The 23,455-nt window shown below is 69.2% G+C and carries 28 protein-coding genes, 2 tRNA genes and 1 other RNA gene; 17 read left to right on the top strand and 14 right to left on the bottom strand.

The annotated features are described in order from the left end of the window. Window positions 1-19: 19 nt before the first annotated feature. Window positions 20-619, top strand: coding sequence for a hypothetical protein (locus AW273_RS37800; protein WP_198168058.1), 600 nt, complete (start codon window positions 20-22; stop codon window positions 617-619). Here AW273_RS37800 and AW273_RS08280 read toward each other — a convergent pair. The 5 genes from AW273_RS08280 to AW273_RS08300 form a co-directional block, all read right to left on the bottom strand. After that, complete coding sequence (locus AW273_RS08280; RefSeq protein WP_062346883.1) at window positions 616-1,689, bottom strand: aspartate-semialdehyde dehydrogenase; 1,074 nt, start codon at window positions 1,687-1,689, stop codon at window positions 616-618. The two genes, AW273_RS37800 and AW273_RS08280, sit on opposite strands and share 4 nt — an antisense overlap. Then, the gene (locus tag AW273_RS08285; RefSeq protein WP_062346885.1) at window positions 1,686-2,960 is read right to left on the bottom strand and encodes an aspartate kinase; all 1,275 of its coding nucleotides are present in this window, start codon (window positions 2,958-2,960) and stop codon (window positions 1,686-1,688) included. Before AW273_RS08285 ends, AW273_RS08280 begins: the two co-directional genes overlap by 4 nt. Before the next feature lie 91 nt (window positions 2,961-3,051). Then, window positions 3,052-3,585 carry a DUF5063 domain-containing protein gene (locus AW273_RS08290; protein ID WP_062340963.1) on the bottom strand — a complete coding sequence of 178 codons (534 nt, stop codon included), beginning with the start codon at window positions 3,583-3,585 and terminating at the stop codon, window positions 3,052-3,054. After that, the gene (recR, locus tag AW273_RS08295) at window positions 3,578-4,177 is read right to left on the bottom strand and encodes a recombination mediator RecR (RefSeq protein ID WP_061290626.1); all 600 of its coding nucleotides are present in this window, start codon (window positions 4,175-4,177) and stop codon (window positions 3,578-3,580) included. The genes AW273_RS08290 and recR overlap by 8 nt, the downstream gene beginning before the upstream one ends. Window positions 4,178-4,179: 2 nt before the next feature. Continuing rightward, entirely contained in the window at window positions 4,180-4,512 is a 333-nt protein-coding gene (locus AW273_RS08300; protein WP_030452662.1) for a YbaB/EbfC family nucleoid-associated protein, read from the bottom strand. Window positions 4,513-4,790: 278 nt separating this feature from the next. Here AW273_RS08300 and AW273_RS08305 point away from each other — a divergent pair, with 278 nt between their 5' ends. Then, window positions 4,791-6,125, top strand: coding sequence for a helix-turn-helix domain-containing protein (locus tag AW273_RS08305; protein WP_157555644.1), 1,335 nt, complete (start codon window positions 4,791-4,793; stop codon window positions 6,123-6,125). A 12-nt stretch (window positions 6,126-6,137) separates the two neighbouring features. Next, complete coding sequence (locus AW273_RS08310; protein ID WP_062346889.1) at window positions 6,138-6,602, top strand: hypothetical protein; 465 nt, start codon at window positions 6,138-6,140, stop codon at window positions 6,600-6,602. On the opposite strand, the gene AW273_RS08315 is transcribed toward AW273_RS08310, so the two are convergent. Together AW273_RS08315 and ffs are read right to left on the bottom strand one after the other, a co-directional pair. Continuing rightward, entirely contained in the window at window positions 6,599-8,923 is a 2,325-nt protein-coding gene (locus AW273_RS08315) for a DNA polymerase III subunit gamma and tau (protein WP_062346892.1), read from the bottom strand. The two genes, AW273_RS08310 and AW273_RS08315, sit on opposite strands and share 4 nt — an antisense overlap. 31 nt (window positions 8,924-8,954) lie before the next feature. Next, an RNA gene (ffs, locus tag AW273_RS08320) (signal recognition particle sRNA small type) lies at window positions 8,955-9,052 on the bottom strand. An 87-nt stretch (window positions 9,053-9,139) separates the two neighbouring features. On the opposite strand from ffs, the gene AW273_RS08325 reads away from it, so the two are divergent. From AW273_RS08325 to AW273_RS08335, 3 genes are all read left to right on the top strand, one after another. Next, window positions 9,140-9,228: transfer RNA gene (locus AW273_RS08325), tRNA-Ser, on the top strand. A gap of 98 nt (window positions 9,229-9,326) precedes the next feature. After that, window positions 9,327-10,184 (top strand): KPN_02809 family neutral zinc metallopeptidase, encoded by an 858-nt coding sequence (gene ypfJ / locus AW273_RS08330; protein ID WP_062346893.1) that lies wholly within the window; start codon window positions 9,327-9,329, stop codon window positions 10,182-10,184. Window positions 10,185-10,217: 33 nt separating this feature from the next. Beyond that, on the top strand, window positions 10,218-10,508 hold the full coding sequence (locus tag AW273_RS08335; protein WP_030452656.1) for a type II toxin-antitoxin system VapB family antitoxin: 291 nt from the start codon (window positions 10,218-10,220) through the stop codon (window positions 10,506-10,508). A gap of 51 nt (window positions 10,509-10,559) precedes the next feature. Here the strand turns inward: AW273_RS08335 and AW273_RS08340 are convergent. The 4 genes from AW273_RS08340 to AW273_RS08355 form a co-directional block, all read right to left on the bottom strand. Beyond that, window positions 10,560-10,647, bottom strand: a tRNA-Ser gene (locus AW273_RS08340). A gap of 24 nt (window positions 10,648-10,671) precedes the next feature. Beyond that, window positions 10,672-11,106, bottom strand: a complete 435-nt coding sequence (gene tadA / locus AW273_RS08345) for a tRNA adenosine(34) deaminase TadA (protein WP_062346895.1) — start codon at window positions 11,104-11,106, stop codon at window positions 10,672-10,674. Between the two features lie 21 nt (window positions 11,107-11,127). Continuing rightward, window positions 11,128-11,610: a tRNA adenosine deaminase-associated protein gene (locus tag AW273_RS08350; protein WP_062346897.1), complete on the bottom strand. Its 483-nt coding sequence runs from the start codon at window positions 11,608-11,610 to the stop codon at window positions 11,128-11,130. Between the two features lie 17 nt (window positions 11,611-11,627). Then, window positions 11,628-12,116, bottom strand: coding sequence for a tRNA adenosine deaminase-associated protein (locus tag AW273_RS08355; protein ID WP_062346898.1), 489 nt, complete (start codon window positions 12,114-12,116; stop codon window positions 11,628-11,630). A 138-nt stretch (window positions 12,117-12,254) separates the two neighbouring features. On the opposite strand from AW273_RS08355, the gene upp reads away from it, so the two are divergent. The 6 genes from upp to AW273_RS08380 all read left to right on the top strand — a co-directional run bounded on the left by upp (window position 12,255) and on the right by AW273_RS08380 (window position 16,215). Continuing rightward, window positions 12,255-12,893 (top strand): uracil phosphoribosyltransferase, encoded by a 639-nt coding sequence (gene upp, locus AW273_RS08360; RefSeq protein WP_062346901.1) that lies wholly within the window; start codon window positions 12,255-12,257, stop codon window positions 12,891-12,893. Window positions 12,894-12,988: 95 nt separating this feature from the next. Continuing rightward, window positions 12,989-13,183 (top strand): three-helix bundle dimerization domain-containing protein, encoded by a 195-nt coding sequence (locus AW273_RS08365; protein ID WP_062346903.1) that lies wholly within the window; start codon window positions 12,989-12,991, stop codon window positions 13,181-13,183. A gap of 82 nt (window positions 13,184-13,265) precedes the next feature. After that, window positions 13,266-13,424 (top strand): hypothetical protein, encoded by a 159-nt coding sequence (locus tag AW273_RS37080; protein WP_170991084.1) that lies wholly within the window; start codon window positions 13,266-13,268, stop codon window positions 13,422-13,424. After that, window positions 13,421-13,951, top strand: a complete 531-nt coding sequence (locus AW273_RS08370; RefSeq protein ID WP_030452650.1) for a PH domain-containing protein — start codon at window positions 13,421-13,423, stop codon at window positions 13,949-13,951. The genes AW273_RS37080 and AW273_RS08370 overlap by 4 nt, the downstream gene beginning before the upstream one ends. Before the next feature lie 145 nt (window positions 13,952-14,096). Further along, the gene (locus tag AW273_RS08375) at window positions 14,097-15,425 is read left to right on the top strand and encodes a helix-turn-helix domain-containing protein (RefSeq protein ID WP_062346904.1); all 1,329 of its coding nucleotides are present in this window, start codon (window positions 14,097-14,099) and stop codon (window positions 15,423-15,425) included. A 103-nt stretch (window positions 15,426-15,528) separates the two neighbouring features. After that, complete coding sequence (locus AW273_RS08380) at window positions 15,529-16,215, top strand: FadR/GntR family transcriptional regulator (RefSeq protein WP_062346906.1); 687 nt, start codon at window positions 15,529-15,531, stop codon at window positions 16,213-16,215. On the opposite strand, the gene dnaN is transcribed toward AW273_RS08380, so the two are convergent. The 3 genes from dnaN to AW273_RS08395 all read right to left on the bottom strand — a co-directional run bounded on the left by dnaN (window position 16,212) and on the right by AW273_RS08395 (window position 19,512). Continuing rightward, entirely contained in the window at window positions 16,212-17,306 is a 1,095-nt protein-coding gene (dnaN, locus tag AW273_RS08385) for a DNA polymerase III subunit beta (RefSeq protein WP_062346908.1), read from the bottom strand. The two genes, AW273_RS08380 and dnaN, sit on opposite strands and share 4 nt — an antisense overlap. Before the next feature lie 68 nt (window positions 17,307-17,374). After that, on the bottom strand, window positions 17,375-18,022 hold the full coding sequence (locus AW273_RS08390) for a response regulator (RefSeq protein WP_062347367.1): 648 nt from the start codon (window positions 18,020-18,022) through the stop codon (window positions 17,375-17,377). A gap of 5 nt (window positions 18,023-18,027) precedes the next feature. Further along, window positions 18,028-19,512 carry a sensor histidine kinase gene (locus AW273_RS08395; RefSeq protein WP_062346910.1) on the bottom strand — a complete coding sequence of 495 codons (1,485 nt, stop codon included), beginning with the start codon at window positions 19,510-19,512 and terminating at the stop codon, window positions 18,028-18,030. Window positions 19,513-19,645: 133 nt separating this feature from the next. Here AW273_RS08395 and AW273_RS08400 point away from each other — a divergent pair, with 133 nt between their 5' ends. From AW273_RS08400 to AW273_RS08420, 5 genes are all read left to right on the top strand, one after another. Next, window positions 19,646-20,500, top strand: a complete 855-nt coding sequence (locus tag AW273_RS08400) for an ABC transporter ATP-binding protein (protein ID WP_062346912.1) — start codon at window positions 19,646-19,648, stop codon at window positions 20,498-20,500. Window positions 20,501-20,532: 32 nt separating this feature from the next. Continuing rightward, a complete protein-coding gene (locus AW273_RS08405) occupies window positions 20,533-21,291 on the top strand; it encodes an ABC transporter permease (RefSeq protein ID WP_062346914.1) in 759 nt (252 codons plus the stop codon). Window positions 21,292-21,349: 58 nt separating this feature from the next. After that, a complete protein-coding gene (locus tag AW273_RS08410) occupies window positions 21,350-22,120 on the top strand; it encodes a helix-turn-helix domain-containing protein (protein ID WP_062347369.1) in 771 nt (256 codons plus the stop codon). A gap of 81 nt (window positions 22,121-22,201) precedes the next feature. Further along, the gene (locus tag AW273_RS08415; protein WP_232327191.1) at window positions 22,202-22,582 is read left to right on the top strand and encodes an SRPBCC family protein; all 381 of its coding nucleotides are present in this window, start codon (window positions 22,202-22,204) and stop codon (window positions 22,580-22,582) included. Between the two features lie 9 nt (window positions 22,583-22,591). Then, complete coding sequence (locus tag AW273_RS08420) at window positions 22,592-23,320, top strand: metallophosphoesterase (protein ID WP_062346918.1); 729 nt, start codon at window positions 22,592-22,594, stop codon at window positions 23,318-23,320. Window positions 23,321-23,455: the final 135 nt, after the last annotated feature.

Below are 23,455 nucleotides of genomic sequence, written 5' to 3' on the forward strand. Positions count from 1 at the left end.
GAGTAATGGGGGAAGTAGAATGACCCAACGCACGACCGGCTGGAGTGTCGCCGGGTTGACCGTTCTCGCCTTGGTCACGCTCCCCGGCCCGACGGCCGACGCCGACACCCAACGCGCCCGACCGAAGCTGACCTTCCGCCCCGTCGAGGCGCCCCAGGGGGTGCGCACCGCGTTCCGTACCGGAGTGCTGAAAGTCCGTTACTGGACGTGGCGCCGCGCGATGAACACCCGCCTGCACCACAACTACGCGATGAACCGAATACGGAAGGCGGGCCTCGGCTGGCGTTCCACCGGCAACTGCGTCGACAAACACCGCCCGACCTGCACGTCGCTGCACACCGTCAGGCTCGGCACCCTGCTGAAGACGATCGAGCTGAAGCGCATGTCGGGCTGCCGGCTGATCGTGACCGGCGGCACCGAGACCGGGCACGCCGCCGGCACCTACAGCCACGGCAATGGCTGGAAGATCGACCTGGCTCCCAACCGTTGCCTCGACCGATACGTCACCCGCAAGCTCGAACCGCACGGCAAGCGCGGCGACGGCTCCCAGCTCTACATCTCTCCCGAGCAGGACCTGTTCGCCCGGGAGAGCGACCACTGGGACATCCTGTTCCGTTAGGCGGTGTATTCGGTGGCGACGATCAGCTCGGCGATCTCGGCCGCGTTCAGGGCCGCGCCCTTGCGCAGGTTGTCGCCACACACGAACAGGTCGAGCGTGTTGGGGAAGTCGAGGGCCTGCCGCACCCGGCCGACGTAGGTCGGGTCGGTGCCCACGACGTCGATCGGCATCGGGTAGATCCCGTTGGCCGGGTCGTCGACCAGCACGACGGTCGGCGCCGCCTCCAGCACGCGGTGGGCGTCGGCCACGGTGATCTCGCGCTCGAAGGTCGCGTGGACGGCGAGCGAGTGGGTGGTGATCACCGGGACGCGCACGCAGGTGGCGGAGACCTTCAGCGTCGGGATGCCGAGGATCTTGCGCGACTCGTTGCGCAGCTTCAGCTCCTCGGACGCCCAGCCGTCTTCCTTGAGCGAGCCCGCCCACGGCACGACGTTGAACGCGACCGGCGCCGGGAACGTGTCGTCGCCGTCGCCGAGCTTGTTCTGCAGGACCTTGCGCACGTCACCGGCCGTGGTGCCGACGGTGCGGTCACCGGCCAGAGCCTCGACCTCGTCGTACAGACGAGCCGAACCGGCCACACCCGCGCCGGAGACGGCCTGGTAGGACGCCACGACGAGCTCCTTGAGCCCGAACTCCTCGTGGAGGGCGCCCATGGCGGCCATCATCGACAGGGTGGTGCAGTTGGGGGTCGAGACGATGCCCAGCGGACGGTTGGCGGCGTCGCCCGGGTTGACCTCGGGGACCACCAGCGGGACCTGCGGGTTCATCCGGAAGGTGCCCGACTTGTCGATGACGGTCGCGCCGCGCTCGGCCGCGATCGGCACCCAGGTGGCCGACACCTCGTCGGGCACGTCGAAGATCGCGATGTCGACGCCGTCGAACACCTCGGGGGCCAGCGCCTGGACGACGACGTCTTCGCCGCGGACCCGCAGGACCTTGCCGGCCGAACGGGCCGAGGCGACCAGGCGGATCTCGCCGTAAACGTCTTCACGCCCGGAGATGATCTCGCGCATGACGGTGCCGACGGCACCGGTCGCACCGACGAGGGCGAGGGTGGGCTTGGTGCTCATCGGCCGGTTCCTCCGTAAACCACAGCTTCAACCTGGTCGGCGTCGAGATTGAACGCCGAGTGTGCGGCGTTGACCGCCGCGTCGACCTGGTCCTGGTCGACGATGACCGAGATGCGGATCTCCGAGGTGGAGATCATCCCGATGTTGACGCCCGCGTCGGCGAGCGCGCCGAAGAACTTGGCGGTGACGCCCGGGTGGGACCGCATGCCCGCGCCGATCAGCGAGACCTTGCCGATCTGGTCGTCGAACAGGAGCGTCTCGAAGACCACCTGGTCCTGCATCTTCTTCAGGGCCGTGAGCGCCGTGGGGGCGTCGCTCGTCGGCAGCGTGAAGGAGATGTCGGTCCGGCCCGTCGCCGCCGCCGACACGTTCTGCACGATCATGTCGATGTTGATCTCGGCGTCGGCCAGCGTGCGGAAGATGGCGGCAGCCTCTCCGACCTTGTCGGGCACGCCGACAACGGTGATCTTGGCCTCGCTCCGGTCGTGTGCCACGCCGGAGATGATGGGCTGCTCCACTTCGGTTCCTTCGGTCGCGGGGTCGGAGGTGACCCAGGTGCCTTCCTTGGTGCTGAACGAGCTCCTGACGTGGATGGGGAGGTTGAACCTCCGCGCGTACTCCACGCAGCGCAGGTGCAGGATCTTCGCGCCGCACGCGGCCATCTCGAGGGTCTCTTCGTACGAGATGCTGGGGATCTTGCGGGCCTTCGAGGCGATCCGGGGGTCGGCGGTGAAGATGCCGTCGACGTCGGTGTAGATCTCGCACACGTCGGCCCCGAGGGCCGCGGCGAGGGCGACGGCGGTCGTGTCGGAACCGCCGCGCCCGAGCGTCGTGATGTCCTTCGTGTCCTGCGAGACACCCTGGAACCCGGCCACGATCGCGATGTGGCCCTTGTCGAGGGCGTCACGCAGCCGGCCGGGCGACACGTCGATGATGCGCGCCTTGCCGTGGGTCGAGTCGGTGATCACACCGGCCTGCGACCCGGTGAAGCTGCGCGCCTCCTGGCCCAGGTTGGCGATCGCCATCGCGAGCAGCGCCATCGAGATGCGCTCGCCGGAGGTCAGCAGCATGTCGAGCTCGCGGCCCGGGGGCAGCGGCGACACCTGCTGGGCGAGGTCGAGGAGCTCGTCGGTCGTGTCGCCCATCGCGGAGACGACGACCACGACCTCGTTGCCCGCCTTTTTCGTGGCGACGATCCGCTGCGCGACACGCTTGATGCTCGTGGCATCGGCGACGGACGAACCACCATACTTCTGGACAACGAGCGCCACTGGATCTCTCCGAACGAATCAGGACGTGGAGTTCACAGTTTAGCTACGCACCCCAGAGGGCCAACTGAGTTAGCCCAGCATGTGGACAACCTCAGACCGCGGTGACCTCTTCAGCCACGTCGAGCCGCGTGTGGGCCACCAGCGCCTGCAGGGCCCGCAGGGCCGCCCCGGCATGGTTGCCCCAGGTGTTGAAGTAGGAGTACTGCCACCACCAGATCGCTTCGAGCGGCCGGCCGGCCTTGTAGTGGCGCAACCCGTGGATCAGGTCGGCCGCCACCGCCGTCAGGTCGTCGGACAGCCGGTAGGGCGTCACGGTGGTGTCCTTGTAGGGGTCGAACACCTCGGCGTAGTCGTCGACCGGGCCGAGCCGGGCCGCCAGCGCCACCCGCAGCGGGTCGATGTCGGGATCTTCGCTGAGTGCGGGCTCGACGTTGCCCTGCAGGATCACGTCGTGCACCGCGGCGAGCTGGGAACCGGCCAGGCTGACCTGGGCGACCTCCACGAGCAGCAGCGGCAGGATGGCGTTGCCGCCCTCGCCGCCCGCCAGCCTGGTCAGGCCGTCGAGGTAGTTCTGGGCGTGCCCGGCGACCCGGTCGGCCAGGTCCTTCCACTCGTCGTCAAACATCCAGCAGTCTCCGTCCTTCGAAAGCGCGGCCCAAGGTGACCTCGTCGGCGTACTCCAGATCGCCGCCGACGGGCAGACCGCTGGCCAGCCGAGTGACCTTTAAACCCATCGGTTTGACGAGCCGGGCCAGATAGGTGGCCGTGGCCTCGCCCTCAAGGTTCGGATCGGTGGCGAGGATGAGCTCGGTCACCTCGCCGTCGGCGAGCCGGGCCATCAGCTCGCGGACCCGGAGATCGTCGGGACCGACCCCGTCGATGGGACTGATCGCGCCCCCCAGCACGTGGTAGCGCCCCCGGAACTCGCGCGTCTTCTCGATCGCGACGACGTCTTTCGACTCTTCGACCACGCAGATGACGTGGGGGTCGCGACGCTGGTCGCGGCAGATCCGGCATTCCTCCTCGGCGGCCACGTTGCCGCACACCCGGCAGAACCGCACCTTCTCCTTGACCTCGAGAAGGGCGTGGGCCAGCCGTTTCACGTCGGCCGGGTCGGCCGACAGCAGGTGGAACGCGATGCGCTGCGCGCTCTTGGGACCGACACCGGGCAGCAGGCCCAGCTCGTCGATCAGGTTCTGGACGACGCCTTCGTACATATTCAGAAACCTGGGAGCTGGCCGAGGCCTTGCGACAGAGGGCCGAGCTTCTCCTGCTGGAGCTCGCCGGCGGCGCGGACGGCGTCGCGGACGGCCGCGATGACCAGATCGGCGACGGTCTCGGCCGTCTCGGCGGCGTCACCGGAGTCGATGACCTTCGGGCTGATCTTCAGTTCGAGCAGCTCGCCACTGCCGTTGACGGTCGCCACAACCAGGCCCCCGCCCGCGCTCCCCTGAACCTCGGCGTCGTTGAGCTCCTGCTGCGCCGAGACGAGCTGCTGCTGCATGAGCTGAGCCTGCTCCAGCAACTGCTGCAGGTTGACTTCTGGGTTCACAATCGTGCGCTCCTCAGCGACCGGCGACGTAGTTCGTCCCGACGAGCCTACGGTGTTTGCCGCTCATCTGACACCGGAGCACGGAGCGTGTTCATTGGTGCGGCCCTGGCCGGGTCCCGGCCCCCCTCCAAGCGTCCGAGACCCGGCCTTTTCCACTCCGGGTCGGCCGCGGCCCGGACTGGCGGAACCAAACGTAGTCACCGGAACGTTGCATACAGGTTGCGATCAATCGGTTACTCCTGGAGATTGTGGATCAGCATCCGAGAGGGTTGGGGCCTGTGAGATCACGCGACATGATCATCTCGGCGTCATGGCGCCGTTCACTCGCCGCCGGGGTCGACCCCGGGGTCCGCGCGGCCCCGCTGGTCTACGACCACACCGACGTCTCGACCGCCCGCGCGGCCCATCCGCTGCGCGAGCTGGTGCCCCTCCTCCGTCACACGCTGTTGCAGATCGCCGACGAGGCGGCCCACATCATGGTGGTCACCGACGCCGACGGGAACGTCCTCTGGCGCGACGGCCACAGCGAGGTCCTCCGCCAGGCCGACCGCATCGGCCTGGCCGACGGTTTCGCCTGGTCGGAGTCGGTCGTCGGCACCAACGGCATCGGCACCGCGCTGGCGGCCGGCGTCCCCACGAGCGTCTACGGCGAGCAGCACCACATCGAGGTCCTCCACGGCTGGTCGTGCGTCGGCGCCCCGATCGTCGACCCCGACACCGGCGCGGTGCTGGGCTGCGTCGACATCAGCGGCATCGCCAAATCCCTGCCTCCGGCCACGGTCGCCCTGGTCGGCGCGGCCGCCCATCTCGCCGAGAGCCACCTGGCGCTGCGCATGAGGGAGAACGACGAGCGCATCCGCACCCGCCACGCCGCCCGCTCGGGCCTGCTCGTCTCGTGCAGCGGCCGGGTCATCGCCGGAGAACGGTTCCGGGGGGAACGTGTTTCACTCCCGTCCGAGGGCGGCCGGGTCGTCCTCCCCGACGGCCGCGTGGGCGACGTCGAGTTCCTCGGCGACTCCTACCTGGTCAACTGTCGGCGCGGCGCCCCGCCCCGGCTGTCGCTGACCCTCCTCGGCGGCACCCCGTTCGCCGAATACAGCGGCCGGCGCGTGACCCTCTCCCTGCGTCACGCCGAGATCCTGACCCTCCTGGCCACCCATCCGCGCGGCCTGACGGCCGAACAGCTCTCCTTCCTCCTGTACGGCGACGACGGCAACCCCGTGACCATCCGCGCCGAGATCCACCGGCTCCGCGCGCAGCTCCCCGGCGCCGTGGCCGCGAAGCCCTACCGCCTGGTCGGCGAGGTCGAGACCGACCTCCAGACGGTCCGCATGGCGTTGTCCACAGGCGACCTCGACACGGTCGCCGACCGCTACCAGGGCCCGCTGCTGCCCCGGTCGGAGTCCTTCGAGATCCGTCGCGAAAGGGACGAACTGGAAGCCCGCGTGCGGTCCGAGATCCTGGGCAAGGGCGATGCGACGCACCTTTGGAGTTATGCACAGACGAGCGGAGGCCACGACGACGTCGCGATCCTGGAGCGCATCATGTCGATCGTCCCGGCGGAGGACCACCGCCACGCGGCTGCGTCGGTCCGCCTCACCCACTCCTTCTAGGGAGAAGCATCGATGATCGGCACGCTCCTCATGGCCGGCCTCCTCGCCCTGTCGGCCCCCGCCGGCGGCTCCGCGGGCCGCGACGGCGGCACCCTCGACGGCTTCGCGATCACCCACGTCCCGGCGGCCACCGGCCCCTCGGTGAGCGATTTCGAGTCCGAGTGGGAAGACGTGACCTTCGCGACCCGCGTCTGGGAACGCGAGACTCCCGACGGCCACCAGGCCGATCTCCGGGTCGCCGTGCTGCGCGGCGAGGGCCTGACCGACCTGCCGTCGCTGCGGGAGTTCCTGACGGAATACGACGAGCGGGAGACGTGGCACCTGACGGAGTTCTCGAAAGACGGCGCCCCCGGCCTGGCGACCGAGACCGAGGCCTTCTGGCTCGACGCACCGGGGGTCGCCCTGACGGTCCGCATCACCGAGAACCCCCTGAAGTCCGACGACCTGATGGACGTGGTGCGGGGGATCAGCGGCTAGGAGTGGTCGATCTCCTGGATGACCCGCCCGCCCAGTTCCTTCTGGAGCAGGGCCAGGCCTGAGAGGCCGTCGGTGTCGACGTCGGCGTCGTTGTCGGGGTCGACGTCGTCCACGTCCGACTTCTTCGCCCGCGACGGCACCGCGTCCGGCCACGCCTGCCGGGCGGGCGCGGAGGCCGCCTGACGCGCTGCCGCAGGCGCCGCAGACGCCGCCGCCCTGGGCGGCGGGGCCTCGTAGTCAGACTGCGGGGCCGGGCGTTCGAACTCGTCGGTGGGCGCGTCCGGCCACGATTCGTCGGTGGCGGCCTTCTCGGGCTGCTTGCGCGCCGGGGCGGCCTCCCGGGGGGTCGGCACCGGAGCCGACGGAGCCGACGGAGTCGGCTGGGCGGGCTGAGCCTGCTGCACCGGCTGCGCGGGCTGGGCCGGTGGGGCGGGAGGCGGAGACGGCTGGGCCGGACGCGCGGCCTGGCCGCCTCCGGTGCCGCCCACGACGACGTCGACCCGCCAGCGCCCTCCAAGGACGTCACCGAGGGCGGCGGCGACGACCTCGTCGCGCTTGCCCTTCAGGAAGCCCTGGACGTCGCCCGGCTTCTCGAACCCGACCGTCACCACGTTGCCCTCGGCGCCGAGAAGGCGGCCCTGGGCGTTGAGGATCATCCAGGCGACCCGCTGCCGGTTCTTGACCGCCTCCAGCACCTGCGGCCACACCTGGGCCACCGCACCCGCACCGGCGGACGCCTGAGGGGCCTGGGTCGCTTCGGCCTGCGGCGCGGGCGGAGCGTCGGCGGGCCGGCCGCCGGAACCGGGCTTGACGGCGGCGGGCCAGTCATCGGCCGGGGGAGCGGCGGGCTGGGCCACCGGTCCGCCCGAGCCGGGCTTGACCGTCTCGGGCCAGTCGTCGGCGGCCGGCGAACCACCGGCTGAGGGTGCCGCGCCGGGCTGATCGGCCGCGTGCCCGACCCCGGAAGGGGCATCGGGGGACTGGGCGGGCCGGCCGTGCGAAGAGTCGGTCTGCTGAGCCGAGCCGTGCTTCTGGTGTGCACCAGGCCGGCCCAGGTCCGCGCCAGCGCGCGGCGCTGGACTCGGATGAGCAGCGTGCTGCGGAGCCTGGGCCTGGTGCCCGGCACCACCGTTGTGGCCCGCCGGAGCGGTCCGAAGCCCCGCGACCCCGTCACGCTCCAGCCGCTCCAACCGGGTGAGCATGGCCGCCTCGCCACCTTCGGCCGCCGGCAGCAGGATTCGAGCGCACATCAGCTCCAGGAGAAGCCGGGGCGAGGCCGCCCCGCGCATCTCCGTCAGCCCCGCGTTGAAGATCTCCCCCGCCCGCGTCAGCTCCGCGGGCCCCATCGCGGCCGCCTGCCCCTGCAGGCGCTCCAGCTCGTCGGCGGGCCGGTCGAGCAGGCCGTTGGCCGCCGCCTCGGGCACGTTCGCCAGGATCACCAGGTCGCGGAACCGCTCCAGCAGGTCGGTCGCGAAGCGCCGGGGGTCGTGGCCGCCCTCGATCACCCGGTTGACCGCCTGGAACACCTGCCCGCCGTCACGCCGGGCGAAGGCGCCGACGATCTCGTCGAGGAGGTCGCCGTCGGTGTATCCGAGAAGGGACACCGCGCGGGCGTAGGTGATCCCGTTCTCGTCGGCCCCCGCCAGGAGCTGGTCGAGGATCGACAGGGAGTCGCGGGCCGAGCCGGCCCCTGCGCGTACGACCAGAGGAAGAGCCGAAGGCTCGTAGGGCACCGACTCCGACGCGAGGATCTCCTCCATGAGCGCTTTCAGCGTCGCCGGAGGCATCAGCCGGAACGGGTAGTGGTGGGTGCGCGACTTGATCGTCCCGATGACCTTCTCGGGTTCCGTGGTCGCGAAGACGAACTTCAGGTGCGGCGGAGGCTCCTCGACGAGTTTCAGCAGCGCGTTGAAACCCTCGCGGGTCACCATGTGCGCCTCGTCGATGATGTAAATCTTGAACCGCGCGGAGACAGGCGCGAAGAAAGCCCGTTCGCGCAGGTCACGCGCGTCGTCGACACCACCGTGAGAGGCGGCGTCGATCTCGATCACGTCGAGGTGGCCGGGCCCGGTCGGGGCCAGGGCGACACACGACTCGCACACGCCACACGGATCGGGAGTCGGCCCCTGCTCGCAGTTGAGGCTCCGGGCGAGGATCCGCGCGCTCGACGTCTTGCCACACCCACGAGGGCCGCTGAAGAGGTAGGCATGGTTCACGCGCCCGCTTCTGAGGGCCTGGCGGAGCGGTTCGGTGACGTGCTCCTGCCCTTTGACCTCTGCAAACGTCCCGGGACGGTATTTGCGGTAGAGCGCGAGACTCATGAACGGTCTCCTCGGGGAGAGCAGAACCGGAAGCAAAGAACCCCCCGCACACCCGCCAGAGCCCGCTTATCCTTGCTGCCTTCCGGCCCTGGGGAGGTTCACAGGATGACGCCGCGCGAGGGGTCCGAGGACAGTCTAGCCGCCGCCCGCACCACCTGCGCCCGGCCCGCCGAACGGAAGGACGGCGCATGCGCCAAGTCATGTAAGCTTCTCGGCGGAGGATTCGCCTAGTTGGCCTAGGGCGCACGATTGGAAATCGTGTTTCGGGAAACCGATCAGGGGTTCAAATCCCCTATCCTCCGCCACCAGAAGGGGCAGGTCGCTCAGCCGACCGGCCCCTTCAGCCTTTCCAGGCCAGAACTCACCCCGCATGATCGCTCATCGGAGGGGCAGTAGCGCGCCCATGGATTTCGATGACCAAGCGCAACTCGACTCCTCTCAGGTCGAGAACCGCGGCCGGGGCGGCATCCCCGGTGGCGGGCTTGCGGTCGGCGGTGGCGCGGCCGGCATCATCGCGTTGATCGTCGCCCTCGTCTTCGGCCTCAACCCCGGTGACATCACCGGCGGAGGGGGCGCGGAGAACCCCGGCGTCCAGCCGTCGAGTGATCTCGGTGAGAAGTGCAAGACCGGCGCGGACGCCGACCAGGACGAGCAGTGCCGGGTCGTCGGTGTCGTCAACAGCTTGCAGGACTACTGGGCCACGCAGGTCGACGGCTACCAGAACGCCAAGACGGCGCTCTTCGAGCAGGGCGTGCAGACCGGGTGCGGCGCGGCCGACTCGGCCGTGGGGCCCTTCTACTGTCCGGCCGACCGCTACGTCTATCTGGATCTGAGCTTCTTCAACCAGCTCGAATCCCAGTTGGGCGCGGCCAACACCCCGTTCGCCCAGTCCTACGTGATCGCCCACGAGTACGGCCACCACGTCCAGAACCTCACCGGCACCCTCGAACAGAGCGGTGGCGAGGGCGCCGGAAGCGGGTCGGTCAGGGTGGAGCTCCAGGCGGACTGCTACGCGGGCGTGTGGGCCAAGAACGCCGTCGACACCGGCTTCTTCGCCAAGCCCTTCACCGACGCCGACATCCAGGAGGCGCTCGACGCCGCCGCGGCGGTCGGCGACGACTCGATCCAGCGCAAGAGCGGCGGGCAGGTGAACCCCGACGCCTTCACCCATGGCACCTCGGAGCAGCGGGTGACCTGGTTCACGAACGGCTACAAATCAGGGGATCCCGCACGATGTGACACGTTCTCAGGGTCGATCTGACCCGGGCCACCTTCGTCTCATAAACTACATAGCGTGATCTTTAAGTTGGTCGGCGACGAACGCCCTTACCCCGAGCACGGTCTCGGACATCGCGAATGGGCGCAGATTCCGCCCCGCCAGGTCAGACTCGACGCGCTCATCACCACCAAGGCCAACCTCGACCTGCACTCGCTGCTGGCCAAGGACTCCACCTTCTACGGTGACCTCTTCCCACACGTCGTGCAGTGGGAGGGCGAGCTCTACCTGGAAGACGGGCTCCACCGGGCCCTGCGCGCGGCGCTCCACCAGCGGTCGGTGCTGCACGCCCGGGTGCTGGAACTCTGAGACGGAAAACGAAAGACCCGGTGTGATGATCACACCGGGTCTTCGAATGCGTGGCGGTGGTGGTGGGATTTGAACCCACGGTAGGTTGCCCTACACGCGCTTTCGAGGCGCGCTCCATCGGCCACTAGGAGACACCACCGCAGAGCAGCTTACCGGAGAATGGTCACTGCTCGCGCCTCGCGGCGAAGAAGGCCGAAAGCAGGGCAGAACATTCTTCTTCGCGTACGCCCATGACCACCTCCGGCCGATGGTTGAGCCGCCGGTCGCGCACCACATCCCACAATGACCCGACCGCCCCGCCCTTCTCGTCGACGGCCCCGTAGACGATCCGGTCGACCCGTGAGAGCACGGCGGCCCCCGCGCACATCGTGCAGGGCTCCAGCGTCACGACGAGGGTGCAGCCCGACAGCCGCCATTCCCCCAGCGCCGCGGCGGCGGCGCGGAGGGCCAGGATCTCGGCGTGCGCGGTCGGATCGCCGGAGCTCTCCCGCGCGTTCGAGGCCCGCGCCAGAACCCGGTCACCCGACACGACGACGGCGCCCACGGGCACCTCACCCCGCCGGGACGCCTCCAGGGCCTCGGCGAGGGCCAGGCCCATCACCTGGTCGTACAGAGAAGATCACCTGAGCCGGTCGAGCTCTTCGCCGAAGGCGAGGCGCTCGGCCACGACCGACAGGACGTCGGCGGGCAGCATGCCCTCCTCGACGCTGAGCTCCAGCAGTTCCTCGGCACGTAGCCCGAAGTCGGCCAGCAACTCGAAGTCGCCGCCGGGACGGACCCCGAGGTCGGGCGTCTCCTTGTCGACCGCGATGCCGGCCAGCTCGGCGAACAGCTCGCCGAGCGGGTCGGTCGCCCCGGCTTGGGCGTCGGACAGGAACACCCGGGGGTCGAGGTCGCCCTCGTAGCGCACGAGGGCGAACCATTCGTCTTCGACCTCGACGCAGAGCAGCACGAGCTCGTCACCGGACAGGCCGAGGGCCTCGCCGACGGCGTCGCCGACGTCGTCGGCGATCTCGGCTTCGGACAGGTCGACCTCGGCCCCCGACCAGCGGCCGTTGGTGCGCAGGAAAGCGGCGGCGAAGAGATTGGTTCGCGTGGGCATGGCGAGGTCCCGAGGTTTTAGCCGATGATGGCGTCGACGGCGCGTTCGAAGGGGTCGCGGAATCCGAGTCGGGCGGCGATGCTGAACAACACTTCGTCGGGGTAGAGGTCGCGGTCGCCCGACAGGGCTCCCAGCTCCATCTCGTCGAGGCCGAGGTCGGCGAAGACCGACAGGTCGCCCGCGGGCAACACGCTGTCGAGCTCCTCCTCCTCGGGGACCGGTACGTCGATGAAGTCGAGAACCTGCCGCGCCAGCGGCCACTCCCACGCCGCGGTGATGTCTGACAGGAAGACGCTCACCCGCTCGCCGAAGACCCGTAATGCCACGAAGAAGTCATCCCCAACGGCGACCAGGCCAATCGTTCCGGCGTTGCTGGGCTGCTGCCGCAGCGCCTGGAGCAGGCCCCGGAGGTCAGAGGTGAGCGCCACCGGGAGCATTTCGGCCTCCCAGTGGTCGTCTTCGCGGTAGACCACGATGGCGAAGTCGAGCACGTCTTCGTCTGTCATCTGATCTCCACCGACACGGTCATCACGGCCGTAATGGTTTCAGACGCGCGACACCCCCGTCCGGTTGTCGCGCAAATTGTGATCAAAACCGCCGGGCGGGTTCGGATGTCTGTTCCGCTTAGCGGTACCTTTTGTCCCATGGAGACCCATGTCGTTGACCATCCGCTCGTTTCGCACAAGCTCACGACCCTTCGTGACGTGCGGACCGACTCGCCGACCTTCCGGCGGCTGGCCGACGAACTGGTGACCCTCCTGGCCTACGAGGCCACGCGGGACGTGCGCGTCACCGAGGTGACCGTGGAGACGCCCCTGACCCCCACTCAGGGTGTACGTCTTTCCCGCCCCACACCTTTGGTAGTACCGATCCTGCGGGCGGGCCTCGGCATGCTCGACGGGATGATGCGGCTGCTCCCCACGGCCGAGGTCGGCTTCCTCGGGATGATCCGCAACGAGGAGACCCTGGAGGCCTCCACCTACGCCACCCGGCTGCCCGACGACCTGTCGGGCCGGCAGTGCTTCGTGCTCGACCCGATGCTCGCGACCGGCGGCACCCTGGCCGCCGCGATCCAGTTCCTCTTCGCGCGCGGCGCCGTCGACGTGACCGCGCTCTGCCTCCTGGCGGCCCCCGAGGGCATCGCCCACCTCGACTCGATCTTCAAGGACTCGGGCCACCCCATCAAGCTCGTCACCGCCGGTCTCGACGAGCGGCTCAACGACCAGGGCTACATCCTCCCCGGCCTCGGCGACGCCGGAGACCGGCTCTACGGTGTCGCCTGATTAGTTACACTTGGTGACTGCTCGGGTACGTACAGTAGTGACGACGTCTCTTTAGCGTCACTCGGTGTTACGTGGGGCGCGCACCAGGGAGAGCCATGAGTCAGTATGAGCAGGTCGAGGCCGTGCTCCGTGACGAGTTCGCCGGAATTCACCCGGCCTCCACTGTCACGCGCTGTATTCAGGCCGCCCATCATGGGGCCGTGGAAGTGACGGGTCACGCCTATCCCGGGCTGGTGGAGCGCATCGCGCGCCGGCACCTCCAGGTTCTCGCTACCGCGACGGACTCATAGCGAGGCCGGTAGTTCCGGCTTTATGCGCTTTACCGAACCAGGTGCCTGGGTAATCTATGACTCAGTGGGAGTGGTGACCGCAGTGCAGGTCAAGAAGATTCTCAAGTGGGGAGCTGTTGCTCTGGTGGCTTTCTACCTGTTGTCGCGGCCGCATGACGCCGCCGACACCGTGACCGGCGCGGTCACCGGGGTCGTCAACGGCGCCAACTCAGTCGCCCAATTCTTCGCGCGACTGTCATGAGACTAGTCACCCACGGGGACTCCGCCCCGTCCTCCGTCAACCGCTACTTACTTCCCCACGAGCACCAGGTCATCATGGTTCGCCGCCATCCGGCCGTGCTGCTCCGACCGGTCGCCGAGATCTTCGGCGGCCTGATCATCGCCGGGCTCGCCAGCCAGTGGCTCGGCCCCGCAAGCGGCGGCCAGGCCCTCGTCATCATCTGGTGGGCCTGGCTCCTGCTGCTGATCCGTTTCGTGTGGAAGGTGGCGGAGTGGTCGGTCGACTACTTCGTCGTCACCTCTCAGCGCATGATGCTGGCCACCGGGCTGATCACCCGCAAGGTGGCGATGATGCCCCTCGGCAAGGTCACCGACATGAGCTTCCAGCGTGACCTCATGGGCAGGATTCTGGGCTACGGGGAATTCGTCATGGAATCGGCCGGTCAGGACCAGGCCTTGCGGACCGTCCCTTACATTCCGTACCCCGAGACCCTTTACCTCGAGGTCTGCCAGATGATCTTCCCGAACAAGGACGACTCGGACGACTAACGTCCGAAATGCCGCTTTCCAGCGAGGATTCCCGAGGCGCGAACATAGTTCGCCCTCGGGATTCTTGACGGGAGGGTTACCCGATTCGACAGCTTCGTGCCATCATGGCGGGACCATTGACCAATCCCCTGCCCTGAGAGAACAGATGCCGAGTCAGGGAACCATAGGCGACCGCGTCCGAGCGCTGCGACTGAGCAGGCGCATGTCCCAGGCCCAGCTCGCTGGGCCCGATCTGTCCGACAGCTACGTCTCTCTCATCGAATCCGGGAAGCGGACGCCGACGCCCGTCGTCGCCCGCCTTCTCGCCGAGCGACTCGGCTGCACGACGGAGTTCCTCCTTCACGGAATAGAGCCGCGTCAGCGGATCGACACCGAGCTTGGCCTCCGGCACGCCGAACTCGAGCTGCACCACGGCGACCCGGCCATGGCGGCCGACCGATTCAGCGACATCGTCAAGGCGGCCGGCGAAGACAACGCCATGCTCGCCGCCCACGCCCGTCTGGGCCGGGCCCGCGCGCTTGAGGCGCAGGGCCGCGTCGGCCGGGCCGTGGAAGCATATGAACGACTGCGGCGGGAAGCGGGCGCCCACCCCGAGCGCCTGGCCGCACTGCCCCTCACGGTCGCCCTGTGCCGGTGTTACCACCGGGCCGGCGACCTCGCCCGCGCCCGCGACCTGGGTGCACACGCGCTGAGCCGCGTCGAGGCGCTCGGGGTGACCCAGGGCGAACTCGCCGTGGAGCTCGCCGCGGCGCTCGCCGAGACCGAGACCGGACTCCCGTTCGTCGACCGCGTCCTCGTGGCCAATGGGCTACCGCAGGTCGAAGACCGAACGACCGAGATCCTCGCGCTCTGGCAGGCCAGCGTGACCGCCGCAGAAGGGGAGGACTCGGCGCTCGCGGTGCAGCTCGCGGAGGACGCGATCGCGGCCGGACGGCCGTCGCGCATGGCGGTCCGCATGGCCCGCATCGCGATGACCTGGGCGAAGATCACGGCCACCCACCCCGAAGACGCCGATCTGGACCGCGCCAACGCCCTCGCGGCGTCCGCAGGTTCGGTGCTCGGCGCCTTCCCGGCCGAGCACCTCGACCACGCCCGCAGCCTGATCGTGATGTCTTCGGTACGCCTACGCTCCGGCGACACCGAAGCCGCCGCCGAACTGGCCAACCGCGCCCTCGACCAACTGGTCGGCATCCGGGGCACGATTCCGGCGACGGCCTACCTCGTGCTCGCGGAAGTCCATTTGGCACGGTCCCAAAGCGCGACCGCCGAGCTGCGCAAGGCGCAGGAACTGCTCTCCGCGACCGGGCCCGCGCCCGACCGCGAGGCGGCCCGCACCTGGCGCGAGCTGGGCGACCTGTGGGGTCAGGCCGGTTCCCGCGAAGATCAGTCGAAGGCCTACCGCAAGGCGCTCGAAGCGGTGGGCGTGCACGCGAACATGCCCGGCGTCGTGACACCTGCGGTACTCACTCGATAAGCCTCCCAGAGCACCGGATTTGTGCCGGAAGCTCTGGAATAATTAGGGTCGACCAGTCATTGACTCATGGGATGACTGGTTTCCCCTTAGGAGGCGGACTGTTGTGAGTCTGCGTACGGCGCAGCGGGCGTCTCTCGTGGACCAGGTGATCGATCAGCTCAAGGAGCAGATCACTTCGGGATCGTGGAAGCTGAACGCCAAGATCCCCACCGAGACGGTATTGGCCGAGCAGCTCGGCGTGGGGCGCAACACGGTTCGTGAAGCCGTGCGGGCGCTGACCCACGCCGGGCTGCTCGACTGTCGTCAGGGCGACGGCACCTATGTCAGGGCCATCAGCGAGTTGTCCGGCGCGATGGCGCGGCGGCTCCGGGCGGCCGAACAACTGGAGATCCTCGAAGTCAGGCGGGCGCTCGAGGTCGAGGCGGCCCGGCTGGCGGCGACCCGGCGGAGCGACACCGACATCGTCAACATCCAGGCGGCGCTGACCCGGCGCGAGCAGGCCTGGGCCTCCGGCGACGTCGACGCGTTCGTCGAGGCCGACCTGGCCTTCCACGTCGCGGTCGTGCAGGCCACCCACAACCGGGTGCTCATCGACCTCTACGTCGACTTCTCGGCGGCGCTGCGCACGAGCATCGCGGCGGCCGGCGGGTCACTGGAGCAGAACTACATCCCTCACGACGGCATCCTCCGGGCCATCGCCTCGGGCGACGCCACGGCGGCCGAGCACGCGGGGCACGCGTGCATGGAGCACATCCTCATCGCCCTCACCGAGACGGGCGAGCTCGACTAGTTGAGCCGCAGCGACATCACCAGGTAGCGGAAGGCCGGGTCGTCACCGGCGTCGGAGATCAAGGCCGGGCGGGTGGGCGAGTCGAGGTGGATGACCGCGTGTTCGGTCTCGACCCCGGCCAGGCCTTCGAGCAGGAAGTGGGGCTGGAAGGCGATGAGGATGTCGTCGCCGTCGAGCTCGGCCTCCATCGCTTCGGCGCCCCGGCCGATCTCGTCTCCCGCGGCCTGGATCAGCACCTGGCCCTGGGAGAACGACAGGCGTACGGCCGAATTGGAGCCCGAGACCAGGGCCACGCGGCGGATCGCCTCAAGGAAGGGCTGCACGCTGACCGTGGCCCTGATGCCCCAGTCGCCGCCCAGCCGTGAGCGGTAGTCGATGAACTGCTCGTCGAGAAGGCGGACCGTCGTCGACCTGCCCGCGCTTTCGAAGCCCGCGACGTTGCCGCCGAGGCAGACGCTCACCTCGCCGACACGGAGCGACTTGGCGACGTCGACCAGGACCTTCGCCGGGATCATCGCGCCGTATTGCCGCTGGACGTCGCCTTCGGGGTGCCACAGGAAGTCGCGGGCGGCGATGCGGTAGCGGTCGGTCGCGGCCATCGTCATGTTGACGCCGTCGGTGTCGACGCGGATCGCGGTCAGCATCGGCAGCGTGTTGTCGCGGCTGGCGGCCACGGCGACCTGAGCCACCGCCGAGGCGAACAGGGCGCCGCCGACCGCGCCGACCTTGGCCGGCATCGGCGGCAGGGTCGGGAAGTCGTCGGCCGGCATGGTCAGCAGGCCGAACTCGGCGCTGCCGCAGGTGAGCACGGCTTCGGTGCCGCTGGTGGTGATGTCGACCACCTCGCCGGGCAGGCTGCGCACGATCTCGGCCAGCACCCGGCCGGGCAGCAGCACCTGCCCCGGCTCGGCGACCGCGGCGTCGACGTCGGCCCTGGCCGACACGTCGTAGTCGAAAGCGGAGATGCGCAGGTCGCCGGAGGCTTCGAGGAGCAGGCCCGTCAGCACCGGCAGCGCCGGACGGGTCGGCAGGATGCGGGCGCACCAGCCGACGGCCTCAGCCAGCACATCGCGGTTGACCTGGACTTTCACCGTTGACCTCCGACCTCACCACTGGCAGTGACGACACGCTACCCATCACTACCGACAAAATCCGACCTTCAGCGGCCGTTGAGGTATGCCAGAACCGCCAATACCCGCCGATTGTCGTCGTCACTCGGGGCCAGGTCGAGTTTGCCGAAGATGCTGGCCGTGTGTTTGCCCACGGCGCTCTCGCTCAGGAACAGGCGCTGGCCGATCGCGGCGTTCGACCGTCCTTCGGCCATCAGCTCCAGGACCTCGCGTTCGCGGGGGGTCAGGCGGGCGATGGGCTCGTTGCGGGCGTTGCTGACCATGAGCTTGGCGATCACGTCGGGGTCCATCGCGGTGCCGCCCCCGGCCACCCTCCGTACGGCGTCGATGAACTGCTCGGTGTTGAAGACGCGGTCTTTCAGCAGGTAGCCGATGCCGCCGGTGCCGTCGGCGAGCAGTTCGCGCGCGTAGAGCTGCTGGACGTGCTGCGAGAGCACCAGCACCGGCAGCCCGGGGACCTGTTCGCGGGCGGCCAGAGCGGCCTGGAGGCCCTCGTCGGTGAAGGTGGGCGGGAGCCGTACGTCGACGACGGCGACGTCGGGGCGGTGGACGACCAGGGCCTTCAGCAGTTCGGGGCCCGATTCCACGGCGGCGACCACGTCGAACTCATGGGCGCGGAGCAGGTGGACGAGGCCCTCGCGCAGCAGGTGGAGGTCTTCGGCGAGTACGACCCTCATGATCGTCAGCATACGCCCGGGTTCTTGCCCGGCGTCGGGTTCAGCCGGATGCCGGTGGCCAGCATCGTGGCGCCTAGCGCGATCATGAACGCGACCGTGGGCCACTGGAGCGAAGGCGGCATGTACAGGGCCAGGAACCACGACCGCTCCTCCGACTGGAAGATCAGCATGAACGTCGCCACCAGGCCCTGCGGGAACAGCGGCAACCAGCACAGGCTCCAGCAGAGGACGAAGAGCAGGCCGCGCCAGCCCTTCGGCAACGCGCTGACGGGTTCGACGTCCTCGTCGCCGGGAAGCGCGTCGAGCACCTCGATCGTCGCCGTGGTGCCGCCGCCGGGCGGGCTCGACAGGGCCAGCACGCCGTCGAAGGCCGCCAGCCGCCGCTCGATCCCGGCCAGTCCCCCTCCCGGCAGGGCCTTCGCCCCGCCCGGCCCGTCGTCGGACACCGTGACCCGCAGCGCCCGGCCGCGCCGGCTGATGTCGATCGTGACCTTGGACGCGTACCGGGACGCGTTGGCCAGCAACTCGCTGACGGCGAAGTAGACCGCCGACTCGACCGGCGACTCCGGCCGCTCCATGAGGTCGGCGTGGACCTTGACCTTGAGCGGGCTGTCGAGGGCCAGCGCCCGGATGGCGTCGCCGAGACCCCGTTCGGCCAGTACGGGCGGATGGATGCCCCTGACGAGCTGCCGGAGCTCCTGGAGGGCGGTCGCCGACGACTCCCTGGCCTTCACCAGCAGCGCCTTCGCCGCGGCCGGGTCGTTGTCGATGAGTTGCTCGGCGGCCCCGATCGTCATGCCGACCGCCACCATGCGGGCCTGGGCGCCGTCGTGGAGGTCGCGTTCGATCCTGCGGAGCTCGGCTGCCTGGAGGTCGAGCTGGTCGGCCCTGACCTGGTTGAGCCTGTTGACCTGCCCGACGAGCTGGGTGTTGGCCGTGGGGCCGAGCAGGGCCAGGGCGTACAGCGCGTAGTTCTTCAGTGCCGCCGGCGCGAGGAGGAAGGCGACCACGGAGAGGGCCAGGCCCCAGTACAGGCCCTCCGCGAAGGTCAGCCAGATGCCCCAGCCGATGAAGAAGGTCGGGCCGAAGGCCAGCACCGACCGGGTCCACGGGTCGAGGATGATCCACACCAGTTCGCGCCAGGTCGCCGGATCGGTGATCACCCAGGCCAGCATCCTGTCGACGTGCGGCGACGCCGCAGTGCGGTAGCGCTTGCCCTTGTGGTGGTAGTAGCCGTCGCGGGCCCGCACGAGCGCGGGCGGCCGCGGCTGGTAGGGGGTGGGGATGTCCACCCCCACCCAGCGGCGTATCAACTGCCGGTCGATGCCGGCCATGAAGCGGATCAGCCGTACCGACGGTTCCAGCAGGAACACCATGCCCGCGACCGTGGACACCAGTACACCGAGGATCGCGACGAGCGCGACGGGGATCTGGACGACCACGAGCGCCGACAACGCGAGCCCGTAACCGAGTGATCTGACCTGCTTCATGCGTTTCAGTGTGACCGTCAGCGGCCTCCCATGGGAGTGCAAGAAGCCGCCCGAGGGGGGTGGGGTTTCCTGCACCCCTGACGGGTCACCAGACGCATTACCTCCGAGCTCGCGGATTTCTAGCCTTCTCGGCATGGCAATCATCACGGTTCAGAACCTGCGCAAGCAGTACGGCGACAAGATCGCCGTCAGGGACGTCTCGTTCTCCGTGGAAGAGGGCGAGATCTACGGGATCGTCGGCCGCAACGGCGCCGGCAAGACCACGACCGTCGAGTGCGTGGCGGGCCTGCGCAAGCCCGACGGCGGCACCATCCGCGTCGAGGCCGACCTCAAGCAGCAGGTCGGGGTGCAGCTCCAGGAGAGCGCCATGCCCGACAAGCTCCGCGTCGGCGAGGCCCTCGACCTGTACGCCTCCTTCTACGCCAACCCCGCCTCGGTGACCGAACTGCTCGACGAGGTCGGGCTGGACCCCAAGGCCGGCTTCGCCAAGTTGTCGGGCGGCCAGCGGCAGCGCCTGTCGATCGCGCTCGCCCTCGTGGGCAACCCCAGGATCGCGATCCTGGACGAACTCACGACCGGCCTCGACCCGCAGGCCCGGCGCGAGACCTGGGATCTGATCAGCCGGATCCGGGAGCGTGGCGTGACCGTGCTGCTGGTCAGCCACTTCATGGAGGAGGTCGAACGCCTCTGCGACCGGGTCGCGGTCATCGCCGGAGGCACCGTCCTCGCCGTCGACACCCCGGCGGGCCTCATCGCGCGGACGGGCGGCGTGCAACGCGTCACCTTCCGGACGACGGTGCCGGTCGAGAGCCTCAATTCGCTGCCCGAGGTGCACTCGGTGACCGTCGAGGCCGGTCATGTGACCGTGACCGGAGACCAGAACGTGCTCCGCGCGATCGTCATGGCACTGCCCGACTCGGCGATCTCCTACCTCAAGACCGAGACCAGCACGATGGACGACGCCTTCCTCGCCCTGACCGGCGAATGACCACCCCCACAACCCAAGGAGCTCTGCCCGCCATGGCTGTCACCGCCCCCCAGGTCCGCCGGCTGACCTCGGTCGAGACCAAGCTCTACCTGCGTGAACCCGCCGTCGTCTTCTTCGCGGTCGGCCTGCCCATCGCTCTGATGTTGATCCTCGGCGGCACGATCCCCGGATTCCGCGACCCCGACCCCGCCCTCGGCGGGCTGCGGCCGATCGACACCCACCTTCCCGGGATGATGATCATCCTGTCGGTCCTGACCTGCGCGTTCTCGCTGCTGCCGACCGTGCTGGTCACCTATCGGGAGCGCGGCATCCTGAAGCGCATGTCGACCACGCCGGTCAGCCCCGTCACGGTGCTCGGGGTGCAACTGGTGCTCAACGTCGCCATGTCCCTGTTCACCACCGTGCTCATGCTCGTCCTGGCCAATCTCGTGTACGACGTCCCGTTCCCCCAGGCGCCGCTCGCCTTCACGGGGATCCTCCTGCTGGGCATGGTGTCGTCGTTGGCCATCGGGCTGCTGCTGGCCGCGCTCGCGCCCACCTCGCGGATCGTCCAGGGGCTCGGCATGGCGGTCTTCTTCCCCTCGCTGTTCTTCGCCGGAGTGTGGGTGCCGCACGACCTGATGCCCGACGTCCTGCGCACCATCGCCGAGTTCACCCCCTCGGGCGCCTTCGGCGCCGCGCTGGTCGACGTGCTGGCCACCGGCAGCGCGCAGTGGCCGCACGTCGCCCTGATGGCCGGATGGGGCGTGGTCGCCACGGTCGCGGCCGTGCGGTTCTTCCGCTGGTCGTGATTACCCGCCGGGTAATCGCCCAGATGACCTGTCAGTGCCTAGGTTCGGAGACGTGACGATGACCTCAGTCGGCCCCCTGCTCCGCGGATGGCGGGAGAACCGCCGGCTCAGCCAGCTCGACCTGTCCGTCGCCGCCGACGTCTCCACCCGGCACATCAGCTTCCTGGAGACCGGCCGGGCCCGTCCCAGCCGGGAGATGATCCTGCGCATCGCCGACTGCCTCGACCTGCCGCTCCGGGAGCGCAACCGGCTGCTGCTGTCGGCCGGTTTCGCCCCGGTCTACGGCGAGACCTCCCTCTCCAACCCCCGGATGGCCGCCATTCAGGCCGCCATCCGGCAGGTCCTCACCGGCCACGAGCCCTACCCGGCCGTCGTCGTCGACCAGCGCTGGAACCTCGTCGACGCCAACGCCGGCCTCGCCCTGCTCGCCGACGGCATCGACCCCGACCTGACCGCCAACGTGCTGCGCGCCTCCCTCCACCCCGAAGGGCTGGCCCCGCGCATCGTCAACCACGGTGAATGGCGGGCCCACCTGCTCTCCCGCCTGCGCCGCCAGATCGCCTTCACCGCCGACGCCGAGCTCACCTCCCTGTACGAGGAGCTCCGCGGCTACCCCTGCGACCAGCCCGAACCCGAGATCGAGTTTCCGGGGCCGGGCGACATCTTCGTCCCGCTCCGGCTGCGCCACGACGAGGGCGAACTCCGCTTCTTCAGCATCATGGCGACCTTCGGCACGCCCCTTGACGTGACCGTGGCCGAGTTGGCCATCGAATCGTTCTTTCCCGCCGACGATCACACCCGTCGGGTGATGACACAATTCGCGAGATAAGATCACGTTCTACCCCGGAGGCCCAGCGTGCCGGACCAGGTGTTGAAGAACACGTTCCATATCGGCGTCGAACCGAAGGTGGTGTTGGACCATCTGACGACCCCCGAGAACTACATCGGGCTCTCCCCGATCGTGGTCGCCGTCAGGGACGTGGACAGGTCAACCCCCGGAGTCGTGCGATACACCGCCACCGAGCGGTTCCGGTTCTTCGGGTTCCTCAAATGGGACAACCCCATCGCGGTCGAGCTCTTCACCGACCACAGCGCCGTGTGGGGAGACGTGAAGAGCCCTGGCGGGGTGCGGATGGCGTACCGATTCGACCTCAGCGCCGACGGCACCGGGACCCGGGTCGACGACGTCCTCAACCTGTCGGCACCCCCTCTGATCATCAGGTACGCCGCCTCCGAGGCCCGCAAGGTGCAGCTCGCCCGGGCGCGTATCCTCGTCGAACGGCTCGCCTAGGAGGTCCAGATGATCGTCGTGGCCCACGTCAGCGACACCCACTTCGACGGAGGTCCCCGCGCCACCGAACGGGCGGAACGGGTCATGCGCCACATCGACGGCCTCACGGTCGACGCCGTGATCGTGACCGGCGACGTGGCCGACAACGGCGCGCCGGCCGAATACGAGATCGCCCGCAAGACCCTGACGACCAGGCACCCGACGCTCATCTGCCCAGGCAACCACGACTCGCGCGGGCCGTTCCGCGAGGTGCTGCTCGGCTCCTCCGGCTCAGAACCCGTCGACCAGGTGCTGCGGGTGGGGTCGTTCAGCATCGTCCTGGTCGATTCCAGCATCCCGGGCCGCGCCGAGGGCCGGCTGGAGTCCTCGACGCTGGCCTGGCTCGACGAGACGCTCGCCGCCGCGCCCGGCAAGGTGTTCGTCGGCATGCACCACCAGGCGTCGTCGCTGCACAGCCCTTATGTCGACGGGATCGGGCTGCGGAACCCGGGTGAACTGGCGGAGGTGCTGGGAAGGCACTCCAACGTGGTCGCGGTGCTGTCGGGCCACGCCCACACGGCGGCCGCCACGATGTTCGCCGGGCTGCCGCTGCTGGTCGGGCCGGGAGTGGTCAGCACGGTCCTGACGCCTTACGAGACCGAGTCGCGGCCGCCCGTCTCACTGGAGCAGCCGCCGGGATTCGCGCTGCACGTGTTCGACGGGGAGCACCTGGTCACCCACTATCGGGTGGTTCCCTGAGCAGGCCAAGACGACGGGCGCTCCTGGCCGATCGACCCGGTCGCCAACCGGGTCGTCGTCACCCGATTGGCCGGGGCCGAACGCGGCGCCATCGCCCTGGGAGACGCGGTGCGCTTCGAGACCACCAACCAACAG

The sequence above is a fragment of the Herbidospora yilanensis genome (genome assembly GCF_001570565.1).
In the GTDB taxonomy this organism is placed as follows: Bacteria; Actinomycetota; Actinomycetes; order Streptosporangiales; family Streptosporangiaceae; genus Herbidospora; species Herbidospora yilanensis.

What these genes read in the sequence shown, in the direction of transcription:
- AW273_RS37800 (WP_198168058.1), top strand. Translation starts at nt 20, where the DNA reads ATGACCCAACGCACGACCGGCTGGAGTGTCGCCGGGTTGACCGTTCTC.
- AW273_RS08280 (WP_062346883.1), bottom strand. Translation starts at nt 1,689, where the DNA reads ATGAGCACCAAGCCCACCCTCGCCCTCGTCGGTGCGACCGGTGCCGTC.
- AW273_RS08290 (WP_062340963.1), bottom strand. Translation starts at nt 3,585, where the DNA reads ATGTTTGACGACGAGTGGAAGGACCTGGCCGACCGGGTCGCCGGGCAC.
- recR (WP_061290626.1), bottom strand. Translation starts at nt 4,177, where the DNA reads ATGTACGAAGGCGTCGTCCAGAACCTGATCGACGAGCTGGGCCTGCTG.
- AW273_RS08310 (WP_062346889.1), top strand. Translation starts at nt 6,138, where the DNA reads ATGATCGGCACGCTCCTCATGGCCGGCCTCCTCGCCCTGTCGGCCCCC.
- AW273_RS08315 (WP_062346892.1), bottom strand. Translation starts at nt 8,923, where the DNA reads ATGAGTCTCGCGCTCTACCGCAAATACCGTCCCGGGACGTTTGCAGAG.
- ypfJ (WP_062346893.1), top strand. Translation starts at nt 9,327, where the DNA reads ATGGATTTCGATGACCAAGCGCAACTCGACTCCTCTCAGGTCGAGAAC.
- tadA (WP_062346895.1), bottom strand. Translation starts at nt 11,106, where the DNA reads ATGGGCCTGGCCCTCGCCGAGGCCCTGGAGGCGTCCCGGCGGGGTGAG.
- AW273_RS08350 (WP_062346897.1), bottom strand. Translation starts at nt 11,610, where the DNA reads ATGCCCACGCGAACCAATCTCTTCGCCGCCGCTTTCCTGCGCACCAAC.
- AW273_RS08355 (WP_062346898.1), bottom strand. Translation starts at nt 12,116, where the DNA reads ATGACAGACGAAGACGTGCTCGACTTCGCCATCGTGGTCTACCGCGAA.
- upp (WP_062346901.1), top strand. Translation starts at nt 12,255, where the DNA reads ATGGAGACCCATGTCGTTGACCATCCGCTCGTTTCGCACAAGCTCACG.
- AW273_RS08365 (WP_062346903.1), top strand. Translation starts at nt 12,989, where the DNA reads ATGAGTCAGTATGAGCAGGTCGAGGCCGTGCTCCGTGACGAGTTCGCC.
- AW273_RS08370 (WP_030452650.1), top strand. Translation starts at nt 13,421, where the DNA reads ATGAGACTAGTCACCCACGGGGACTCCGCCCCGTCCTCCGTCAACCGC.
- AW273_RS08375 (WP_062346904.1), top strand. Translation starts at nt 14,097, where the DNA reads ATGCCGAGTCAGGGAACCATAGGCGACCGCGTCCGAGCGCTGCGACTG.
- AW273_RS08390 (WP_062347367.1), bottom strand. Translation starts at nt 18,022, where the DNA reads ATGAGGGTCGTACTCGCCGAAGACCTCCACCTGCTGCGCGAGGGCCTC.
- AW273_RS08395 (WP_062346910.1), bottom strand. Translation starts at nt 19,512, where the DNA reads ATGAAGCAGGTCAGATCACTCGGTTACGGGCTCGCGTTGTCGGCGCTC.
- AW273_RS08400 (WP_062346912.1), top strand. Translation starts at nt 19,646, where the DNA reads ATGGCAATCATCACGGTTCAGAACCTGCGCAAGCAGTACGGCGACAAG.
- AW273_RS08405 (WP_062346914.1), top strand. Translation starts at nt 20,533, where the DNA reads ATGGCTGTCACCGCCCCCCAGGTCCGCCGGCTGACCTCGGTCGAGACC.
- AW273_RS08410 (WP_062347369.1), top strand. Translation starts at nt 21,350, where the DNA reads ATGACCTCAGTCGGCCCCCTGCTCCGCGGATGGCGGGAGAACCGCCGG.
- AW273_RS08420 (WP_062346918.1), top strand. Translation starts at nt 22,592, where the DNA reads ATGATCGTCGTGGCCCACGTCAGCGACACCCACTTCGACGGAGGTCCC.